We start from the raw sequence: 19,703 nt of genomic DNA on the forward strand, positions 1-19,703 counted from the left end.
CTCGGAGCGCCGGCGGCAAGCCCCCCTGGCGCGCCTGGTGCCGGGCCCACAGCGCGGCCCGGCACCAGGCCTGCGCCCCGTGCAGTCAGCCACACTCCGGCCCCCGGAGCCACGAACTCCTCTTCCTGCACTCTTGAGCGGGCCGGGCGGGAGGGCGGGCAGGTGGCGGCGCTTCACGCAAAAGGACACCGGTGCGGGCACACGAGGGGTGCGGCACGCGAGCGGGGCGGGCCGGGCAAAGAAGGCACCGTAGCGGCCGTCCCGCAGGGCGCGCGCCGCCCGGGGGGCGTGGTGCAGGAGGGCCGGCGGCCCGGCGCGGGCAGGTGTGTTGGCGAATGCCAAAGGGGTTCGCCGCCTGTGCGGGCGATGGCAGCAACCTGCGCGTGGTTGGCTTGCCGTCGTCACATGCGATGAGTGGCGAGGCACTGCTGCGCAAGGCCCTGCGCGCAGAAATCCCTGGCGTCCGCTCAACTCCCGGGAGAAGCCTATGAGTTCCGTGCTGTACGTGTACGCGTTCGGTGGCCCGCCTTTGGATCACACCCTGGCCAGGGCGGCCGCGCATGCCGATGTGCATGTGCTGGCACTCGGTGAGCTGCCGCAGGCGTACCGGGACCTGCCTATGCCCGACTGCGCCTCGCTCGTGCAGGTGGCTCACGTGCCGGACGGGGACGACCTCGTCGAGATCATCGTCCGGCATGCCCGCGAAGCGGCGTGCGATGCGGTGTTCACCCTCTCGGAGTGCGCCGTCGTGGCGGTCGCCCGCGCCTGCCGCATCCTGGGCCTGGCCGGTGCCGGCCCCCGCGTTGAGGCGGCCCACAACAGACACATGATGCGTTCGGTGTGGCACACGGCCGGGGTGCCGACGCCGGCGTTCGCCGCGGTCGACGACGAAGCGGACGTGCGGGATGCATTCGCCTCGCTGCGCCCGCCGCTGCTGCTGACACCGGCAGCAGGCCCCACAACGGGGGCGCAGGTCACCGTCTGCACCGTCGAGGAAGCTCTCGAGGCGCTGCGGCAGGGTGCCGCGCGTGTGTGCAGGCCGGCCCGCCACGGGCATACCGAGCCCGGTGGGGCGCATCCTGATGAAGGGGACCGCTTCCTCCTGGAAGAGGTCGTCGCATCAACCAGCAAGGGCTGGTTCAAGCAGCCGGGCTGGGGCGACGAGGTCAGCGTCGAGGGCATCGTCGCCGGCGGCACCTACCATCCGCTGTGCGTCAACGCCACCCTGCCGGCACCAGCGTCCCACGCCCGGCCGTCCAGCGTGACGCCGGCCGGGCTTGCCGAGATCCTCCAGCGGAAGATCGAGAAAACGGCACGCAAGGCCGTCGACGCTCTGCGGCTGGACACCTGCGCCACACACACCACACTCACCCTCGGCCCCGACGGCGCCCTGTGGGTGACCGGCATCGCCGCCTGCTTCGGCCCCATGCTGACCGCGCGTCAGGCCGAGGACGTCTTCGGCATGGACATGACCGGCATGCTGGTGCGGCAACTGCTGGGCGAAACCGTCGCCTACCCCCGGCGGATGCCCACCCGGGGCAAAGGAGCGGCCGCTTGTCTGGCCCTCGGGCCCTGGTGCGAGAAGCGGCCCCAAACCAAGGCCCAGACATGGGACTTCGCGGCCCTGCCCTGGCCGGCTCTGCTCTCCCACACATCGACGATCGAACCGGTACCGCAACCGTCCGCGCCGCACACATACCCCCTGCCCGCCCACGACGGTCCGGCAGCAGAGGACACCTGGCCGGCCGTCTGTTACCTCACCGCTCGCGACCCGCACACTCTCCTGAACGACTACCGGCGGATCATGCGCGAGACCGGCAGCCGCCTGCCACAGGCGCGCCGTACGCAGCCGGCATCTCACACCGACGCCCTGGACCTGCCCCGCTTCAGACAGCTGTGCGGCATCCTCCAAGGCCGCCCCTACGTCAAAGTCGTCGTCGACCGTGAACAACAGCAGTGGCACATCCTGGACAGCACCGAATACGCCCTGCACTCCCCCTACATCGCCGAACGGATCCTGGGCACGGCGTGGGCCGACGTCCAGGCCGACCTCGACGCCTTCAGCCACAGCCTCTACCACGATCCCGGACGCCGGTTCCTGCTGGGCACGCTCTGCCTGCACGACAAGGCCGCCGACATGAACGCCGAGCAGCGTCCGTTCCTGGTACTGGAAACCCTCGCGTCCGACACCATGGGCCGCGACCTGCTCAGCGAGTTCTACACCTTCATCCGCACACGGCTGGACGCCTCACTGCCCCTGTTCCTCAAACCCGCCAACCACGGCCAGGAGGCGGCGCTGGCCGACGTCCCGGACGACGAGATCGCCCGTATCGCCTGGCACCAGCTCTACACCGACATCGACTACGCGGCACTCAACACCGGTGAGGCAACCGGACGCCTGCGCTACTTCGCCTCGCAGGAGGAGTACCGCACGGCCATCAAACACGGGCGCATCGAGGACTACGACATCCTCGCCATGCCCGTGATACCCGACGGCATCCCGCACGTCGCCGGACTGATCAGCTCCCTGCCCACCACGCCCCTGTCCCACGCCAACATCCTCGCCGCCGGCTGGGACATCCCCAACGCGGTCATCCGCGACATCGCCGACCGCATCACCACCGACCACCTCGACAACACCTGGGTGCACTACACCGTCACCGACGACTGTGCCGAGCTGACCCGGGCCGAAAAGCCGGCCGGCCGGCGCACACCCGCCCACCCGCCACGGCACGTCCTCATCGGCACACCCCGCATGGAACACCTCCACGCCGCCCCGCTCTCCCAGCTGCGGGCCGACGACCGGTCCGCCTACGGCACCAAAGCAGCCCATCTGGGCGAGCTCCACCACGTGCTGACCGCCGGCTCCCCGCACCTCACCGGCTTCTACACCCAGCCCAGAGCACCCCACGCCCACCTCCTGGACCACCTCGCCCAGCGACTCGGCGCACCCCCGCACACCAGCGAGACCGAACTGGCCCACCACGCCCGCGCATTGTTGTCCCGCACCATCAGCACCCCCGAAGGCATCGCACTGCCCTTCGCCTGGCAAGAACGCTTCCTGGCCCACTCCCCCGCCATCCAGCAACGCATCGGCAAGCTCAAAATGGCCCTCGAACTCGAAGCGCTCCACACCATCGACACCCTCTGCGCCCAACTGCAGATCCTCATACGCCACACCCCGCTGCCCAACGACATGCTCCGCGACTTACGAGACATCACACAGCGACACCTGCCGAACAACGCACCGCTGATCGTCCGGTCCTCCTCCAACGCCGAGGACCTCCCCGGATTCTGTGCCGCCGGACTCTACGAATCCGTCCCCCACGTCACCGGCGAAGCACAACTCGCCGACGCGGTACGCCGCGTATGGGCCTCCCTGTTCTCCCCCCGCAGCGTACGACTACGCCACCACGCCGCCATCGACCCCACCCACACCTACATGGGCGTCCTCATCCACCGCCACCACCAAGCCGCCTACGGCGGCGTCATGGCCACCTGCAACACCACCCAACCCGACGACTACCGCCACGTCACCATCCACCTCACCCCCGGCTCACCCCAACACGTGGTCAGCGGCTCCGCCCTGCCCATCCAACACCTCTACAACACCATCGAGGGAGGCGGACACACCACACACCTCGGCGACGCCGACCACGACGTCGACACCAACATCAAAAAACACCTCACCACACTCGCCCTCGCCGGACGCCTCCTACAAGGACACTTCCACGCCGGACCCACACACACCCAAACCCTCGACATCGAATGGCTCCTCACCCCCACCCACCAACTCCACCTCCTACAAATCAGGCCCTTTGCCGCATGAGACACCCCTGCCGCACCACCGCACCAACCACCAAGTCCAGCAACACACCAAGCGGGAGCGTCCCCCCTCAAACAGAGCACAGACAGCCCGGACCCCTGACAAGCACACAACAGACCCCGTGACACCAAAGCCCAAAACGCCCGTTCACCGCTACACATGCACCCGCGCTGCCCCCGCCCCCCAAAACCGACGACCGACCATGCAGACCCCCGCCACGACCCCACAACCCACAGCCACCACCTCAACACCCTGCAGCCCAAGTTCCACCTGCTACACCACACCATCGAGACCCGGCTGCCGAACACCCCGCCCCCGAAGAACCCCCCACCCGCAACACCGACATCACCGATCGCGAATGCATCCACACCACGGCCGAACCCGGACGGGCAGGCCCCGCGCCCATCCGCCGCCGCAGACCCAGCAGATACACGAGGCGACCCACCCCGTAGCGACGTCGTCCACGAACGCACCCGACACGCGGATTCCGGGAGCGCGTCTCGGCCCCGGCCCCACCTACGGCTGCTGGTCCCGCACCGCGAGCCGGGCATGACCCAGAGCGTGCCACCCGCCGACTGCCAGGCGATCATGAAGATCGTGGCAGCATGCCCGTTCACCCACACACGCTCGCCGGCCGCATCGATCGCGGCGGAGCACAAGCAGACACCCGCCCCGCGGAAATGCCGGGGCGAAGGTCGGCAATGTCGACGCACCCGTGCGAGCGGTGCAAACCCACCGCCCGCAAGGCCTGCGCGCCGACGCCGCCACCCCGGTGCACGATCGCCTGCTACGACCCTGCGGCCCTGCGCCATCGAGAGCCGCAGGGCCGCAGGAAAGCGATCAGCGACACAGCTCCGTCAGTGGGAGCCGCCCGGTGCCTGTGCACCCTTGTGCTAATCCAGCATCAGATGCACTGTCATGAGCCGACTGGACACGGACACACGGCTTTCGGCCGTGCCCGTGGCACCCTTGTACTTGCCCGTGCTCGTCCTCCCGTCGACCTGGAAGATGTAAGCACCCTGCCCGGCCTGCCCGCCCGTGCCCTTGAGATGGATGGTGCCCTCAGGAGTCGCGATGTCCTCCCAAGCGGTCCGATCCTGCGTGTTCACATGAAACGTGAAGGTGCCGAACTCCTTGGTCGTTCCCTGGTAATAGGCGATCCCGTCACCGCCGAAATCCCGGCCCGTACCGTTACGATGCACGACCTTCTCATCGAGACGCACATCGAGCCCATGGCGCTTACCGACACCGTTGCTCGACACCGGCACGGCGGGCTTGGACACCTTCACCGGCGTGACAGGCGCCCACGGAACCCTCGCCGGCCTGACAGGCGCCCACGGAACCCTCGCCGGCCTGACAGGCGCCCACGGAACCCTCGCCGGCCTGACAGGCGCCCACGGAACCCTCGCCGGCGTAACAGGCGCCCACGGAACCCTCGCCGGCGTAACAGGCGCCCACGGAACCCTCGCCGGCGTAACAGGCGCCCACGGAACCCTCGCCGGGGTGACAGGCGCCGGTGGAGCCTTCGCCGGGGTGGGAGGCGGAGACGCATTCGTCGCCGCCTGAGCGGGCAGGGACATCCCCAGGACACCCACCATGCCGAGCGTGCATGTCGTAAGGGCAGCTCCGAGCGTGAGCCTTCGCATTTTTATCCTTTCGTTCGGGAAGGGAGGTGCGCCGCTCTTCGCAGGGCGAGGGCACGACCAGCCCACAGGAGATCGTTGCTTGGAACGCCTGTGGTCGAAAGGGCAGCCACTCGTGGTCTGTCCCCGGCGGATCGGCGACATGTACGCGCATAAAACTGTTCGGCCGCGCAGACTCGTTGGCCGGCAACCGTCCTCAGACACACGGACACATCACCGTGCGATGTCGCAGCGGAGTGACCCCAGTGTGTGCCCTGGCCGCGAGGACCGGCATCCGACGATGAGAGGACCAGCCGGTGGACCCTCCCCCTACCCGTATGAGGCACACCACTTGTCTCCGCGTCCATGAGACGCCACCCTCCACCGCCGCCACCAACCCATCACCCCACGCCCACACCAGACCGAAGCCGAGGCAGGCGTCGACCACGCCACCTCCGACACAGGCCAGGTACTTCGGCACGCATCGCCGTTCAACGATCGCGGCCAGTTCACACACACGGAAACAGCACGGATGTGCCCGGCGGCCTACGCCGCACCAAGTCCAAAGCCATAAGCGAACGCGGTGACCACCAACCAGGCCAGCCCGTTCGCCAATCTCGGATCCGACCCGGACAGGGACCGCAGCAGCCCCACCACCCAGCCCACAACACAGCCCGGACAAGATGGTCCAACGTGCCCCACGCAGGCGGCCGCTGAACCAAACCCCGCCCCCGACGCCTCAGCAACAGCGGCGCGGTCACGGCCGACGCACTACTTGAGCGAGGCCACCTCCGCCACCGGGACAACCACCAAGTCAGCCCTGTCCGGAAACCCTGCGCCCACCCCATCCGCGACCCAGGTCAGCTTCTGACTCAGGCCCGTCCGATGGCACAGGAGCGTGGATTGCTGTTGTGCTTGTCGGCTATGGCCCGCGATGTGGGTCGCTCCTGTGCGGTGGGCTGCGCCCGCACCCTGGAGTACCCAGGCTGCGACCGCTGTGTATGCCCACCTCGCTGTGGTCCGGTCGGTGGATGGGCGGGGCTGCAGCCCACGCGACACGATGGCTCGCATGCACGCACAAGAAGCCGGCCAGGGAAGCGAAGCCCGGTCGTGGCCGCCCGACACGGAGTAGGACCCACCCGTGATGACCTCCGAGAAGGCCGCCGACGACGCAGAGCAGGGCTACGATCGCGGGCTCGGCAGCCGCCACATCCAGATGATCGCGATCGGCGGTGCGATCGGCGTCGGCTTGTTCCTGGGCGCCGGGGCGAACATCGCCAAGGCCGGTCCCAGCATCATCCTGATGTACGCCCTCGCTGGCGTGATCGCTTTCCTCATCATGCGGGCACTGGGCGAGCTGCTGCTCTACCGTCCCGTCTCCGGCTCGTTCGCGGAGTACTCCCGCGAGTTCCTCGGCCCGTTCTTCGGCTACTTCACGGCCTGGACCTACTGGCTGATGTGGGTGGTGGCCGGCATGGCCGAGCTGACGGCCGCCGCGATCTATGTCAACTACTGGTTCCCGTCCATCCCGCAGTGGGTGACGGCGCTGACGTTCCTGGTGGTCCTGTTCGTAGCCAACCTTGTCTCTGTCAAGATCTTCGGTGAGCTGGAGTTCTGGTTCTCGATGGTCAAGGTGACCGCGGTCATCGGCGTGATCATGATAGGTCTGGGTGTGCTCACTCTCGGCTTCAGCGCCGCCGGTGACACCGCGTCCGTCGCCAACCTGTGGCAGTTCGACGGCTTCTTCCCCCAGGGCATCGGCTCCTCCCTCATGACGCTCCAGGGCGTGATGTTCGCCTACCTTGGCATCGAGCTGGTCGGTGTCACCGCAGGCGAGTCGAAGAACCCGGTAAAGACCCTCCCCAAGGCCATCAACACCATGCCCTGGCGCATCATGCTGTTCTACGTCGGTGCCCTCACCGTCATCCTGTGCCTGGTGAAATGGACCCGATTCTCGTCAGGCGTCAGCCCCTTCGTGAAGATGCTCGACGTCATCGGCATCCCCGCCGGCGCCGGCATCGTCAACTTCGTGGTGCTCACCGCGTCCCTGTCCTCATGCAACTCTGGCCTGTACTGCACCGGACGCATGCTGCGCACCCTCGCCGACCACGGCGAGGCTCCGCGAGTGTTCTCCAGACTGTCCTCCACCAGAACTCCGGTGCTCGGCATCGCCGTCTCCGCGCTCATCATGGGCGTCGGCGTGGGGCTGAACTACGTCACTCCGCACAAGGCGTTCGACTATGTCGTCTCCGTCGCCACCGCGGGCGGTATCTGGCTCTGGCTGATGATCCTTATCAGCCATCTCCTCTACCGGCGCGCCTTCAGGGCCGGCCGGCTGTCCCCCTCGCCCTTCCCGGCACCAGGCGGCGCGCTGAACAGCTGGGTGGCCCTTGTCTTCCTACTCTTCGTCACCGGCCTGATCGCGGCAGACGCAGGTACCCGCGTCTGCCTGTACGTGATGGGCCTCTGGGCACTCGTACTCGGCGGCAGCTGGCTCGTTCTGAAAGATCGCATGCCGCAGATATCCGAGTGCAAACAGCCGGTATTGGAAAAGCTGGACTGAACCCGGATGCTCCGCCGGCCGGCATCGAGTACCTCGACGGGTCACTCGCCACGCACAGGCCACGGGGTTGCTGTGCCCGTTTCCAGGAGATGCCCCCGGAAAGGGGGCAGACAGCTCCGCGTGTCACAAACGCAAGCGACAAGGGGGGATTGCAAATCGTTCGGCCCTGTCTCGCATTCGGTGGTGACGGAGCGTCGTGATAGGTCGTTGGCATTCGCGTGATGGGTGTCAACGAGCTTGTGCAGACGGTCTTCTCGGGCCTGTCCCCGCTGGTCATCGAGGATGTGGCCGACGAAGGTGAGCGGATCTTGGTGCGGGCACGGACTTCGCCGGACACCGCGGTTTGCCCGGTGTGCGGAGCTTCGTCGGAACGCGTGCACGGCTATCACTGGCGGACCGTCGCGGACGTGCCGGTCGATGAACGACGGGTGGTGGTCCGCGTGCGGGCGCGGCGTCTGGTGTGTCCCACCCGCGGCTGCCTGCACACCTTCCGCGAACAGGTGCCCGGAGTGCTGGACCGATACCAGCGGCGTACGACCCGCCTGACCAGGCAAGTCAAGGCTGTGGTCAAGGAGTTGGCGGGCCGGGGCGGGGCGCGTTTGCTGGCGATACTTGCGGTGAGCCTGTCACGTCACACGGCCCTACGCGCCCTGCTGAGGATGCCGTTGCCCACCAGGCGGGTGCCCCGTGTGATCGGCGTCGACGATTTCGCTCTGCGCCGGCGCCACCGCTACGCCACTGTGATCATCGATGCCGAGACCCACGAGCGGATCGACGTGCTGCCCGGCCGCACGGCCGACACACTGGAAGCGTGGCTGCGCGAGCATCCGGGCATCGAGGTCGTGTGCCCTGACGGCTCGGCGACCTATGCCGAGGCTATCCGCCGCGGCCTGCCTGACACGGTGCAAGTCGGTGATCGCTGGCACTTATGGAAGAACCTGTGCGAAGCCGCCCTCAGCGAGGTCAAGGCACACAGCGCCTGCTGGGCCACCCGTACTGGACGCGCCGATTTACCACGGGCCCCCGGGCCCAGACCACCCTCGAACGCTGGCACCAGGTCCATGGCCTGCTCGACCAGGGCGTGGGCCTGCTCGAATGCGCCCGCCGCCTACAACTGGCCCTGAACACCGTCAAACGGTACGCCCGAGCAGACCGGCCCGAGCGCATGCTCCGCGTCCCCAAGTACCGTGCCAGCCTGGTCGATCCCTACCGCGAGCACCTGCGCAAACGTCGAACTGCAGACCCCGGCGTCCCAATCCTGCACCTCTTCGAAGAGATCAAGACCCTCGGCTTCACGGGCTGCCTGAACCTTCTGCACGAGTACATCAACCAAGGCCGCACGGACGCCGACCGCGGCCATATCTTGCCCCGTCGACTCGCCCGGATGCTGCTGATCAGGCCCGACAACCTCAAAGCCGACCAGCACGAGCTCCTGGCCAAACTCACCGCCGCCTGCCCCGAGATGACCCAACTGGCCGCAGGCATCGGGGACTTCGCCCCACGCCCCACGGGGGGAACTTCACCCGGAACGGGGCGAGCGCAACAAGACGCTCGCTCAGGGCTCACGCCGCCGGGGCCGAAGGGCATGGGTACCCGATGTGGGTGCTCGCTGCAGAGTGATGACGGTGCCGCCGGTTGTGTCCTCCTCCACCGTGCAGGCCAGCTCCGTGCAGCCGGGGCCCTCGACGAGCGCACCGGTTCCGTCGGCCTGCGGCGGTGCGACGACCAGGGTGAAGCCGACGCAAGCGTCGGCCGGCCGGTATCCGATCGAGACCGCGCCGGATTCCCATGGGTAGCGAATGGCAGTGACCTGGAAGAAGTCCGACTTCCCGTCATGCAGGACATGTCCGTCGGCGGGAGCCTCGACGACGTCTCCCGAGACAGCCTTGGACGTCAGCACCAGTGGCTGCCCGATACGGTTACTGACCGTGACACGGTATTCGTCGCACTGGAGGCGAGCCATGCCCCTACCGACGACCGTGTCCCTGAGCTGTTCGATGAAACGCTTGTCCATGTATCAAGGCTCGTGCGCAGCCTGCCGCACCAGAATCACCGATCGCCCCAACCAGCGGGTGACGATGCATCCCTCCGATCAGCAGAGGCCGCCGCCTGGCCACCACGCCTCTCACACCCGGCAGGCACAGCCCTGTCGAGCGTGTGCCTCCTGCCAGCCGTTACCGGATGCCATCCCCCTCCCGGGCGGCTCGAGCTGCGACGACGACGTTGCCATGAGGTCGGACCCGGACGACGTCGGGGGTGCCCGCATCCGAGCAATGGTGGCTGTGACGCGTGCCTTGGCAGCGGCGGGGTGCAACGCGGCGTGAACGATCTCCCCCTCTTCTGCAAAAAGGGGAACCGCACCCGGGCGAATCCATCGTCGGGTGCGTCCTGGGGCTGGCACCAGCCGGGCCGACGCCGAGGACTCTCTGTCGGTCGGTCCGACAAACGAGCGCGGGCAGGGGCGGAGCCAGCTCCGAGAGCGGGCATCGCCTTCAGGGCTGCCTTCGGTCGAGCGTCACCATGATCGATGGTGCGTCACAACGACGACACGGTCGGCTGTCGAGCGACCGACGTACCCGCGCATAGCCGAATCCGACCGGTTCTCGCCGCTGGAGGACTTGGGTGCGTATCACGGTTGAGCAGGCCCACGGCGAGGGGGGCTTGTGCCAGGTCATGATGGGGGCGGGCATTGGGCACCCATACAACCAAGGGGGGAAAGAGCTCACACACCTGTCATCCTCTGCAGCCCTTGACGCGGCTCGTGATCCAGACGTGAAGAGACTCAAGTGCTTATGCGCAGCCGGAAATAAGGGCGCCTCCGATGCAGACGAAGAGAAGCCCCATGGTCATGTCCACTCCCCGACGGACCCGTTGATACCCCCGCGTGACCACAGGTTGAGATGCCAGCACCGCGACCACGCCGTACCAGCCTGCGGCTATGGCCAGCATGACAACAAAGAGGACGGTCTTATGGCCAAGGTTTACCTGAGGGACGAGAGTGGCAAAGACAGCACCGAAAAAGGTCATTTGTTTGGGATTGGTGAGGTTCGTCGCCAGACCGAGCCGCCAGCTTTGGACGGCACGTCCTGGTTCCCGACCACCGCGCGTCCGAGGAGTCGTACCAATGCCCTCGGCCTTTCCCGGTTGTTCAGCACGGCGCGCGGCCAGGGTGGTGCACACGCCCAGGTACACCAAGAAGAGCCCGCCGACGGTTCGCACCGTGATGTAGAGCCATCTGCAGTGGTCGATGAGTGTGGCGGCGCCGAGCAGGCCGGTCAGGGCCCAGGCCGTGATCCCGGTCACTATGCCAGCGGCGACGTATAGTCCGGTGATGCGGGATCGGCTGGCAGAGGCCTTGAAGACGGCCAGGAAGTCAGGTCCGGGACTCACTATGAGCAACGTATATGCGCCGATCAGTGGTGCCGCAGTACCCATGGTGGTCGATTCCGTTCATCCGACGTGATTGCCCCAACGCGTTTCATCCGTCCTCGCCCAGCCGGTGCCCGCCCCGGGCGGCAAGCTGGGTGACCTGAAGGAACTCGGAAGAAGTCCGATTCCCCGTTCAGCACGAGATGTCCGTCGGCGCGATGCCTCGAGGACATCTCCCGAAACAGCTCGGACGTCGACATCGGCGACTGGCCGACACGGTTACTGACCGGGGCGTGGTCTGCGTCGCACCCGGGGGCGCGCGATACCTGCACCGGCGACCGTGTCCCTAAACCGTTCGACGAAACGCTCGTCCATGTGCCAAGACTCGTGCGCAGCCTGCTGCACGAGAACAACCGATCGCCCCAACCAGCGGGTGACGATGCATCCCTCCGATCAGCAAAGCCCACCGTGCCCGAAGTCTCGGCGTGGCCGGGCGGGCGCACAAACCGGTGCGGTGCAGTCCGACGCACCCCGTGCGCACCACGTCGCGTATGAGTGCCGGCCGGCTGACACGTCCCCGCCGGTCAGGGAGCCGAGTGATACATCCGCAGGGCACCTTCGACCTCGCTTCAGGGACGCGACGTGGATGCGTCCACCGCCCCTCCGCCTAAAGGATGCTGGCCGGCCGAGTCGGCTGGCAGTTTGGAAAGCGACAGACGCACGAGTAACGATGCCAAGACGCTCTGCACCTATGGATGGCGCACGGCCAGGATTCACCCTCGACGAAGGGCATCTCACGCCAGGAAGGCACCGTCGAGGAACTGGGTCGGATCTCAGGCCCGCATATGAACGTCCAAGCCGTAACGCCCCTGGTGGACTTGTGAACTGAAAGCAGCTCGCCGATAGTCAAGACCGTCGGCACCTATCTGCTGCTCCAGCGGAAGCGGTGCAGGCTGCCCTGGCCCAAGATGAAGCCCCGCCCCCGAGGCGTGCGAGTCGGCCAGTCAAGAAAGCCAAGGGACCTCGCGAACGCGGTGACCGGCCCAGCAGTCCGCCAGACGGTCCCGTCAGGCGCCGACGCATGAACGAGTCGTCCCGATAGCGTGAATGTCGATAAACCATCGGGTCATGGGCATCGCCGATCGTGGGGCCACCGCTCGTGCGACGCCCCGTAGGCCCAGCATGCGGGCCGCGACTCGCTTAATTCAGGCGCAGCTTCATACCGGTCGACGATCAGCCACGACACCCACAACACGAATGGAGCCACCCATGAACATCAGTGACGCCTTCTTCGGGTACGACACGTACGTCGACGCCGACGCCATCGTTACCGATCCACAGGAATGGCGCCGACTCGGCATCACCTACGAGAGCATCCTCGCGACTTGCCACCCCGAATGTGATGGGCAAGCGATGATCGGCAGGTAGAGGCCCGCCCCGGAATGGCAGCTGTCCGGGCAAGCGCTGTCGTCCTGCCGGGCCGTGACCACACGATCCTGCTGCTGCCCGATGCACACCGGAACCACGACATGGTGGGCAAGAGCGGAGGACAGACGCTGGTGGGCAAGACCGGCCCGGGGATCGACGACGCACGCGGTGCCCGCTCTGCGCGATCACCTGCTGGCGGCGAACGTCACCCTGATGGTGATCGAGGCGACGTCGGACTACCGGAAGCCCAACTACTACGTGCTGACCGAGGACTTGAACGTGATCTTGGTCAACGCCCGGCAGGTCAAGAACCTGCCCGGCCGCAAGACCGACGTCTCGGATGCGGCCTGGCTGGCACAGCTCGGTGCTCACGGACTGGTGCGCGCCTCGTTCGTACCCGAGCAGCCGGTGCGCGAACTGCGGGATCTGACCCGGGCTCGCACCCAGATGACCGGCGAGCGCGGCCAGGTTGTCCAGCGGCTGGAGAAGCTGCTGGAGGACACCGGCATCAAGCTTGCCGCGGTCGCCTCCGACATCATGGGCGTCTCCGGCCGGGCCATGCTGCAGGCCCTCATCGCCGGGGCGCGTGACCCGCAGCTCCTCGCGGAGATGACCAAGCGCCGGCTCCGCAACAAGATCCCCGAACTCACCGAGGCACTGACCGGCCGCTTCCGTGCCCACCACGCGTTCCTGGCCCGGCCGTATCTGGACCAGTACGACCAGCTCACCGGTGCCATCGACCGGCTCACAGCGCGGATCGAGGAGGCGATGGCCCCTTACCTTCTTCATGGCCCCGCAACGGGGCTCCCGGCCTCCGGTCCCGGCATGATTCTGTGGCCCAGTCAGTCATGACCGAAAGGGTGCTGTCACCGGGCCCGGAGGCATCGGCAGACCGCTGATCAGGGGCATGGGCGCCGAACCCGCACTGGGTGAGGCAGGCTCTCCGTAACGTGGATGACGGCACGCTGATGCCGCAGGCAGGCCGGGACGGTTCGGAGGTGGGGAGCATATTCGCGTGAATTAGGACAAGACCGTCAACGTCTACCTGGGTCTGGACGTCGGCAAAGGCGAGCATCACGCCTCTGCCCTCACCCCGGCCGGCAAGAAGGCCTTCGACAAGCCCTTGCCCCACACCGAGCCCAAGCCGCGCGAGCTGTTCGCCAAGCTCCAGGCCAAGCACGGCACCGTACTTGTCGTGGTCGACCAGCCCGCCTCCATAGACGCCCTGCCTCTGGCGGCCGCCCGGGACATGGGCTGCCGGATCGCCTACTTGCCGGGACTGACGATGCGTCAGATCGCCGACCTGTATCCAGGCGAGGCCAAGACCGACGCGAGGAACGCCTACGTCATCGCCGACGCGGCCCGCACGATGCCGCCCACGCTCCGAGCCATCCGCCCGGCTGATCAGACCACGGCCGAGATGCAGATGATCGTCGGCTTCGACGACGACCTCACCACTGAAACCACCCGCATCAAGAACCGCCTGCGCGGCCTGCTCACCCAGATCCACCCCTCCCCCGAACAGGTCCTGGGCCCCCGCCTGGACCATCCCGCCGTCCTCGCCCTGCTGGAGCGACACGGCTCACCCGCCCAGATCCGCAAAGCCGGACGCCGCCGCCTGGTCACGCTGCTGCGGCCGAAGGCCCCGCGCATGGCCGAACGCCTGGTGGACGACATCTTCACCGCACTCGACGAGCAGACCGTCGTTGTTCCCGGGACCGAGGCCGCAGCACTGATCGTCCCCAGTCTCGCCTCCTCCCTCGCCGCCGCCCTCGAACAGCGCAAAGCCCTGTCCGTCCGGATCGAGGACCTGCTGGAGGCCCACCCTCTTTCCCAGGTCCTGACCTCCATGCCCGGCATCGGGGTCAGGACCGCAGCCCGCATCCTCATCGACGTCGGCGACGGCACCGCCTTCCCCACCGCCGGCACCTGGCCGCCTACGCCGGCCTCGCCCCGATCACCCGGGCCTCCGGCTCCTCGATCCGCGGCCAGCACCCCTCCCGGCGCGGCAACAGACAACTCAAACGCGGACGGGTACACCCACACAACCCTCGATGACGGACCTCCCCCCCTTTCACGCACCCATCGCGCGCACAGTACAGGGAGGAGAACAGTCAGCCATGCTCATCGCATTCTCTGCCACGACGTGGTCGGCGCCGGCATCGGCGCTGATCTCTGCGAATTCGATATACACATCGAAATCAACGAAGACGTCCTGAGTATTCATAACCGATCACCGTCCCAACAAGGCACGCAGGCCAGCAAGTCGCCGACTGCCCCGGCCATAGCCACCGTGCACAACGCACTGTCCCTGCCCATACTCCGGCACACCGCGTGCACACATCTTCCCCCAACCGCATCCCTTCCCGGCGGACCAGCCACTCCCCCCACGTCGGCGGCCTCTCCGATGATGACCGCAGCCCCCAGAACGCCGCAGCCTGGGATCGCCGGCAGTTGCGGTGCCCGGGCGGTGTCCAAGCGACATCCGACCGTCCAGCGCATCGATGCGTTCCGAGAGCCAGCGGCAGCCGCGACCAGGTCGGCAGCGATGGCCGCGAGCGTCCCGAGACGATGGATCAAGGCTTGGGCCCGCCCGTCCGGGACGCACAGGCGGCGCAGACCCCGAGGGCACGGCCAGCTCCCCGCCGGGTTCGTGCAGGAACCAGCGCAGTTGTTGCTGATCGCGGTGCTCTGGGCCACCAGCCTGCGCCGATGGTCGACCAGTGGTTTGGCGTCCTGGCTCGGCCCGTGCGGGCAAGCCTTGGCCAGGTCGGGCTCGCGCAGGGCGACCCGGGCCACCGCCTCGACATCGACGGGGTCGGACGTGCCGCGTTCCCGGGCCGCGTCGTGCGCCGGCCATCAACCGCGTCTGTACGAATGCACCACGCCTCCACCACGTGATCGCGGCGGGCGACAGCGGACTCAAGGGCTCTCACCACGAGGCGGGACCGCATCCGGGCATCGACGGAATAGCCCACGATGCAGCCGGGATGACGTACGGCTGCCAGCTGCAACTCCCCCAAGCACCCGAGATCCTGAATTGACGGATGGCCGACGACTTCACCGCCGCTACGAACGCACGTATGAACGCAAGGCCGAACACTTCATGGCCTTCACCGCGATCGCTGCCACACTCACCTGCTACCGCAGGCTCCCCCAATGAAAGACGCCCGATAGGGGCCATCCAGGAGTCACCGCGGTGTACCCGCTCAGCACGCTCTGCAACCAGGCGGGCAAGCCCAGCACCCCCGTTGCCCGGCTACGACACCCGCGCCCAGCACCCAAGACGCCGTTCGCCATGCAACGCCCGGCGCCCAGGAGACCGGCGATCTCCCGGACGATCAACACCGCCCCGCTCACCAAGGCGACGACCAGCGCAATTCCGGCCGAAGCCGGGCTCAGCCACGACCCTCCGACCACCACGCGAGCCATCAGCGGCAGCCGCACCACACTGACCACCCACGCCGGACTCCGAACAAAACGGCACAAGCCCCCGACACAGCCGCGGCAGCCCCACCCGCGCCACCGTGCCAGATACCACGGCGGACGACCCGGCCCCAAACGAGAACGAACCGGCAAAACCAGCAACAGGAACCACTCGATCATCACCACGAGCCGCACCAGCGGACGTCAAGCCGTCCACACCAGCCACACCGGCCACACCAGGCCCGCCCGACACCTCACGCCGGACTGATGGCAAACTCAGACCACACAGCCTTGCCCGCCGGAGCGTGACTCTCCCACCCCCACGCAGCCGCCAGCGCCTGCACGATCAGCATGCCACGCCCACCGGTGTCCCCGTCCCGCGCCTGACGCACCCGCGGCACACTCACCGGATCATCATCCTCCACCTCGACCCGGACAACGCTCTCATCAGCATCGATACGCACCTGAAAGACATGATCAAGGCCCCGGTCACGCGTGCCGTGATTAACAGCATTGGACGCCAGCTCCGAAATACACAGCTGGACATCATCCACGCGGCCCATCAGATGCCACGCCGCCAACGTCTGCTCGGCAAACGACCGCGCAGCCGCGATCGACTCGGGGACAGCGGTGAACGACCGCTCAGCGTGTTCCTGCTTGAACATCATCACTACCAATTTCTTTCCTGACCCGGTACCGGGAACCGGCCCCGATACAAGACCGCCACGTTCCCGCCGACACGAGCCCGACCACCGGTCCACCCCCAGTAAGCCAACCCAGCCACCCACCCCGCCTCGCCCGACCAGCCGACCACCAGGAGGAAAACCCCCCTCCACCACCCACACCACCCGACCGGACAGACAACCCCACACCACTCCCAACCGACCCGAACCACCCCACACACCCACCCCCGACCGACCCGAACCACCCCACACACCCACCCCCGACCGACCCGAACCACCCCACACACCACCCCCGACCGACCCGAACCACCCCACACACCCACCCCCCGCAGATGCCCTCACCACAACGCCCACCCACTCAACAGCCTGGCTGCAGGACAACCCAGCAGCCACGGACACAGCAGGGCCGACACCGGCACACGCCCACAACCCACTAAGACGCCCGCGCACACAGCCGCAGTACCGGCGACAAGTCTTTCCCACCTTCCCCGGCAGGCCGTAAAACAGGCGCTGACGCTCCGCCACCCTTCTTCCAGATACGGTCAGGCAGCACATCCACGCCCCGCCGCCCTCCGGGTCCACCAGCACGGTCCCCCTGCGGGAACCCGGTGCATGTACCTGCACCTCCTGCACAGCCATCAGCCGGCCCCGGCCCACGACGAGCCACCGGCCGCGATATCGGGGGCCTTGCCGGGTCATGGCCTGGCTGTGTACGCCGCCGTTTTTGTGGGTGCGGGGGCTGTTCGCGCGCGACGTTCGTCGGTCAGGCTCACGGCGCCTGCCGCCACCGGACGTGGTCCGCCCCGCCCGCCCGTCATTCGGTCACGACCGGCGGCGCAATCCGTCCGATGAAGAGGGCCAGCCCCGCTCCGAGGAGGGCGAAGACGGGGATCAGGGCCATGCCCCCGCCGAAACCCAGGCACCGAGTGCGTAGGCCCCGGTGGCCTGGCCGATGGCGGTACCGCCCTGCAGGGCCGCCCCCACCCATCCCTGCGTCTCGGCCGCGGTCCCGGCGGGTGAGAACTCCGCGGTCTGCCCGTACAGCGCCACGAAACACGGGCCAAAGGCCATACCCACGGTCGCCACCAGCACGAAGGACAGCACGACTTGGCCGGCATCGGATACCGCGAGCAGGGCCGCCGCCGTGCTCAGGTAGAACAGCAGCAGTGGCAGCCGGCCAACCCGCGCCCCATGTACCGGGGACAGCGCGCCGACCGCGAGACCTCCCACGAGGCTGCCGACGGACAAGACGCTCACCAGTACGCTGCCCAGCAACTCGCCGCCGTGCGAGGCGAGAATGACCTCGGCCCCGCCGACCGCCGCCGAGAAGAACACCGCGCAGCCGAGAAGCAGACTTTGAGGGGCACTGAACCTTTTTCAACCTGCTTGTGCAGGTCAGCAGTTGAGCTGACAACGTGGTGAAGCCCCTGGTAGATGGGTTTTCGACCAAGAGAACCGTCTCCACCAGAGGCTTCACGTGCTTGTCTACCCGTCGGGCGTCGACGTGTCCAGCTCTGCCCTGTGCTTCCTTACTCAGCAGCTGCGGCGGCACCGCCGCAAGATCGGCTCACGGTGGAGGCGTCTGAGCGCCGGCCGCCAGTCCCTGCTCACGCTCGCACACCTACGCGTGGGCCACACCTACGCCCAGCTCGCAGCCGGGTTCGGCGTCGGAACCGCCACGGCCTACCGCTACGTCACCGAGGCTGTCGAGCTCCTGGCCACCCTTGCCCCCAGGCTGGCCGACGCGGTGTGCACCGCGTCGACGAAGGCCTTCGTGATCCTCGACGGCACGCTCCTGCCGATCGACCGCATAGCCGCGGACCGCCCGTTCTACTCGGGCATCAAGCACAAGAAGCACGGAATGAATGTGCAGGTCATTGCCGACCCCTTCGGTCGGCTGCTCTGGGCCTCACCAGCGCTGCCCGGCGCCGTCCCCGATGTCCACGCGGCCCGTGAACGCGGCATCGTCGACGCCCTGGCCGAGGCCGGCATCAAGTGCTGGGCCGACACAGGCTATCGGGGCGCCGGTGGATCACCCCGGCACGCGGGTCGCGGTCACGTCAAGCGTGCGGCCGGGCAACGCCCGTAAGAACCCAGCGGTGTTCCGGCCAAGGAGGCCACGACCAGCACGTCCATTCCGTGACCGCGGCGCCTCATCGAGTAGTACCACTCATCCGTTGTGATGCAGTCGGTGGCCCTCACGGTTCCGTCGAGGATGCCGATCCGGGGGGCTGAGCTCACCGATCAGAGGACACCCGTTTCCACCGATGAGACAGCCGGACGCATCGGGGGGGGCGCGTGTGAGGCGCTTAGCGTTGAGGGTCAGGGCAGCGGACGAGGGGCGGGGCGCTCCTCACGGTAGCGACCGGTATGTCTTTCCGCTGCTGGCCGATCCAACGGAGATGTAATGTTGTCCACGCTGCCCTCCCTGGGCTCCGGTCTTGGTTACCGTGCCGAGCTGGCCGCAGCAATTGGGGATCATGCGAACCGCATCGACTGGCTCGAGGTCATCACCGAGCATTTTATTTTCGCGCCCGGTGAACGGCGCGAGACTCTGCTGGACCTGCGAAAGCGTTTCCCGATCGTGCCGCACGGTGTGGAACTCTCGCTCGGCGCGCCGGAAGACACCGACGGCCGGTACCTCGATGCCCTGGCTCAGCTGGTCACAGACATCCAGGCCCCATGGTTCAGTGAGCCTTTTCAGAGTGGCCACCGGTCGGGTGACAGGGTGGCCTCCCGCAACGCACGAGGCTCCTGTGCCGTTGAGAGAGGTGTTCGACGTCTCA

At 67.4% G+C, this 19,703-nt stretch carries 10 protein-coding genes and 5 pseudogenes; 8 read left to right on the forward strand and 7 right to left on the reverse strand.

What is annotated here, in order from left to right; all coding sequences use genetic code 11:
- Positions 1–487 precede the first annotated feature (487 nt).
- Positions 488–3,829, forward strand: a complete 3,342-nt coding sequence (locus AB0D93_RS40455) for a PEP/pyruvate-binding domain-containing protein (RefSeq protein WP_362131447.1) — start codon at positions 488–490, stop codon at positions 3,827–3,829.
- An 890-nt stretch (positions 3,830–4,719) separates the two neighbouring features.
- Here AB0D93_RS40455 and AB0D93_RS40460 read toward each other — a convergent pair.
- Positions 4,720–5,109, reverse strand: a complete 390-nt coding sequence (locus tag AB0D93_RS40460; RefSeq protein WP_362131450.1) for a hypothetical protein — start codon at positions 5,107–5,109, stop codon at positions 4,720–4,722.
- Positions 5,110–6,592: 1,483 nt separating this feature from the next.
- Here AB0D93_RS40460 and AB0D93_RS40465 point away from each other — a divergent pair.
- Positions 6,593–8,011 carry an amino acid permease gene (locus AB0D93_RS40465; RefSeq protein WP_362131453.1) on the forward strand — a complete coding sequence of 473 codons (1,419 nt, stop codon included), beginning with the start codon at positions 6,593–6,595 and terminating at the stop codon, positions 8,009–8,011.
- 212 nt (positions 8,012–8,223) lie between these two features.
- Positions 8,224–9,488: pseudogene (locus AB0D93_RS40470) on the forward strand (ISL3 family transposase); the annotation flags it as partial.
- A 78-nt stretch (positions 9,489–9,566) separates the two neighbouring features.
- Here the strand turns inward: AB0D93_RS40470 and AB0D93_RS40475 are convergent.
- Both AB0D93_RS40475 and AB0D93_RS40480 read right to left on the reverse strand, forming a co-directional pair.
- Positions 9,567–10,025: a hypothetical protein gene (locus AB0D93_RS40475; protein ID WP_362131471.1), complete on the reverse strand. Its 459-nt coding sequence runs from the start codon at positions 10,023–10,025 to the stop codon at positions 9,567–9,569.
- Positions 10,026–10,801: 776 nt separating this feature from the next.
- A complete protein-coding gene (locus AB0D93_RS40480) occupies positions 10,802–11,446 on the reverse strand; it encodes a LysE family transporter (RefSeq protein WP_362131455.1) in 645 nt (214 codons plus the stop codon).
- A gap of 1,203 nt (positions 11,447–12,649) precedes the next feature.
- On the opposite strand from AB0D93_RS40480, the gene AB0D93_RS40485 reads away from it, so the two are divergent.
- From AB0D93_RS40485 to AB0D93_RS40495, 3 genes and pseudogenes are all read left to right on the forward strand, one after another.
- The gene (locus AB0D93_RS40485; RefSeq protein ID WP_362131457.1) at positions 12,650–12,808 is read left to right on the forward strand and encodes a hypothetical protein; all 159 of its coding nucleotides are present in this window, start codon (positions 12,650–12,652) and stop codon (positions 12,806–12,808) included.
- A gap of 177 nt (positions 12,809–12,985) precedes the next feature.
- A pseudogene (locus tag AB0D93_RS40490) lies at positions 12,986–13,588 on the forward strand (transposase); the annotation flags it as partial.
- A 271-nt stretch (positions 13,589–13,859) separates the two neighbouring features.
- Positions 13,860–14,866: pseudogene (locus AB0D93_RS40495) on the forward strand (IS110 family transposase).
- Positions 14,867–14,882: 16 nt separating this feature from the next.
- Here the strand turns inward: AB0D93_RS40495 and AB0D93_RS40500 are convergent.
- The 4 genes and pseudogenes from AB0D93_RS40500 to AB0D93_RS40515 form a co-directional block, all read right to left on the reverse strand.
- Positions 14,883–15,035 (reverse strand): hypothetical protein, encoded by a 153-nt coding sequence (locus AB0D93_RS40500; RefSeq protein WP_362131460.1) that lies wholly within the window; start codon positions 15,033–15,035, stop codon positions 14,883–14,885.
- 676 nt (positions 15,036–15,711) lie between these two features.
- Positions 15,712–15,828 (reverse strand): annotated as a pseudogene (locus tag AB0D93_RS40505) (IS3 family transposase); the annotation flags it as partial.
- Between the two features lie 660 nt (positions 15,829–16,488).
- Complete coding sequence (locus AB0D93_RS40510) at positions 16,489–16,902, reverse strand: ATP-binding protein (protein ID WP_362131463.1); 414 nt, start codon at positions 16,900–16,902, stop codon at positions 16,489–16,491.
- Positions 16,903–17,808: 906 nt separating this feature from the next.
- Positions 17,809–18,252, reverse strand: coding sequence for a hypothetical protein (locus tag AB0D93_RS40515; RefSeq protein ID WP_362131465.1), 444 nt, complete (start codon positions 18,250–18,252; stop codon positions 17,809–17,811).
- Positions 18,253–18,394: 142 nt separating this feature from the next.
- Between AB0D93_RS40515 and AB0D93_RS40520 the strand changes: the two are divergent.
- Positions 18,395–18,958, forward strand: a pseudogene (locus AB0D93_RS40520) (transposase family protein); the annotation flags it as partial.
- A 366-nt stretch (positions 18,959–19,324) separates the two neighbouring features.
- The coding region (locus tag AB0D93_RS40525) for a DUF692 family multinuclear iron-containing protein (RefSeq protein ID WP_362131468.1) at positions 19,325–19,703 on the forward strand (379 nt) is incomplete at its 3' end.

This window comes from Streptomyces sp. NPDC048191, assembly GCF_040652655.1.
Classification (GTDB): domain Bacteria; phylum Actinomycetota; class Actinomycetes; order Streptomycetales; family Streptomycetaceae; genus Streptomyces.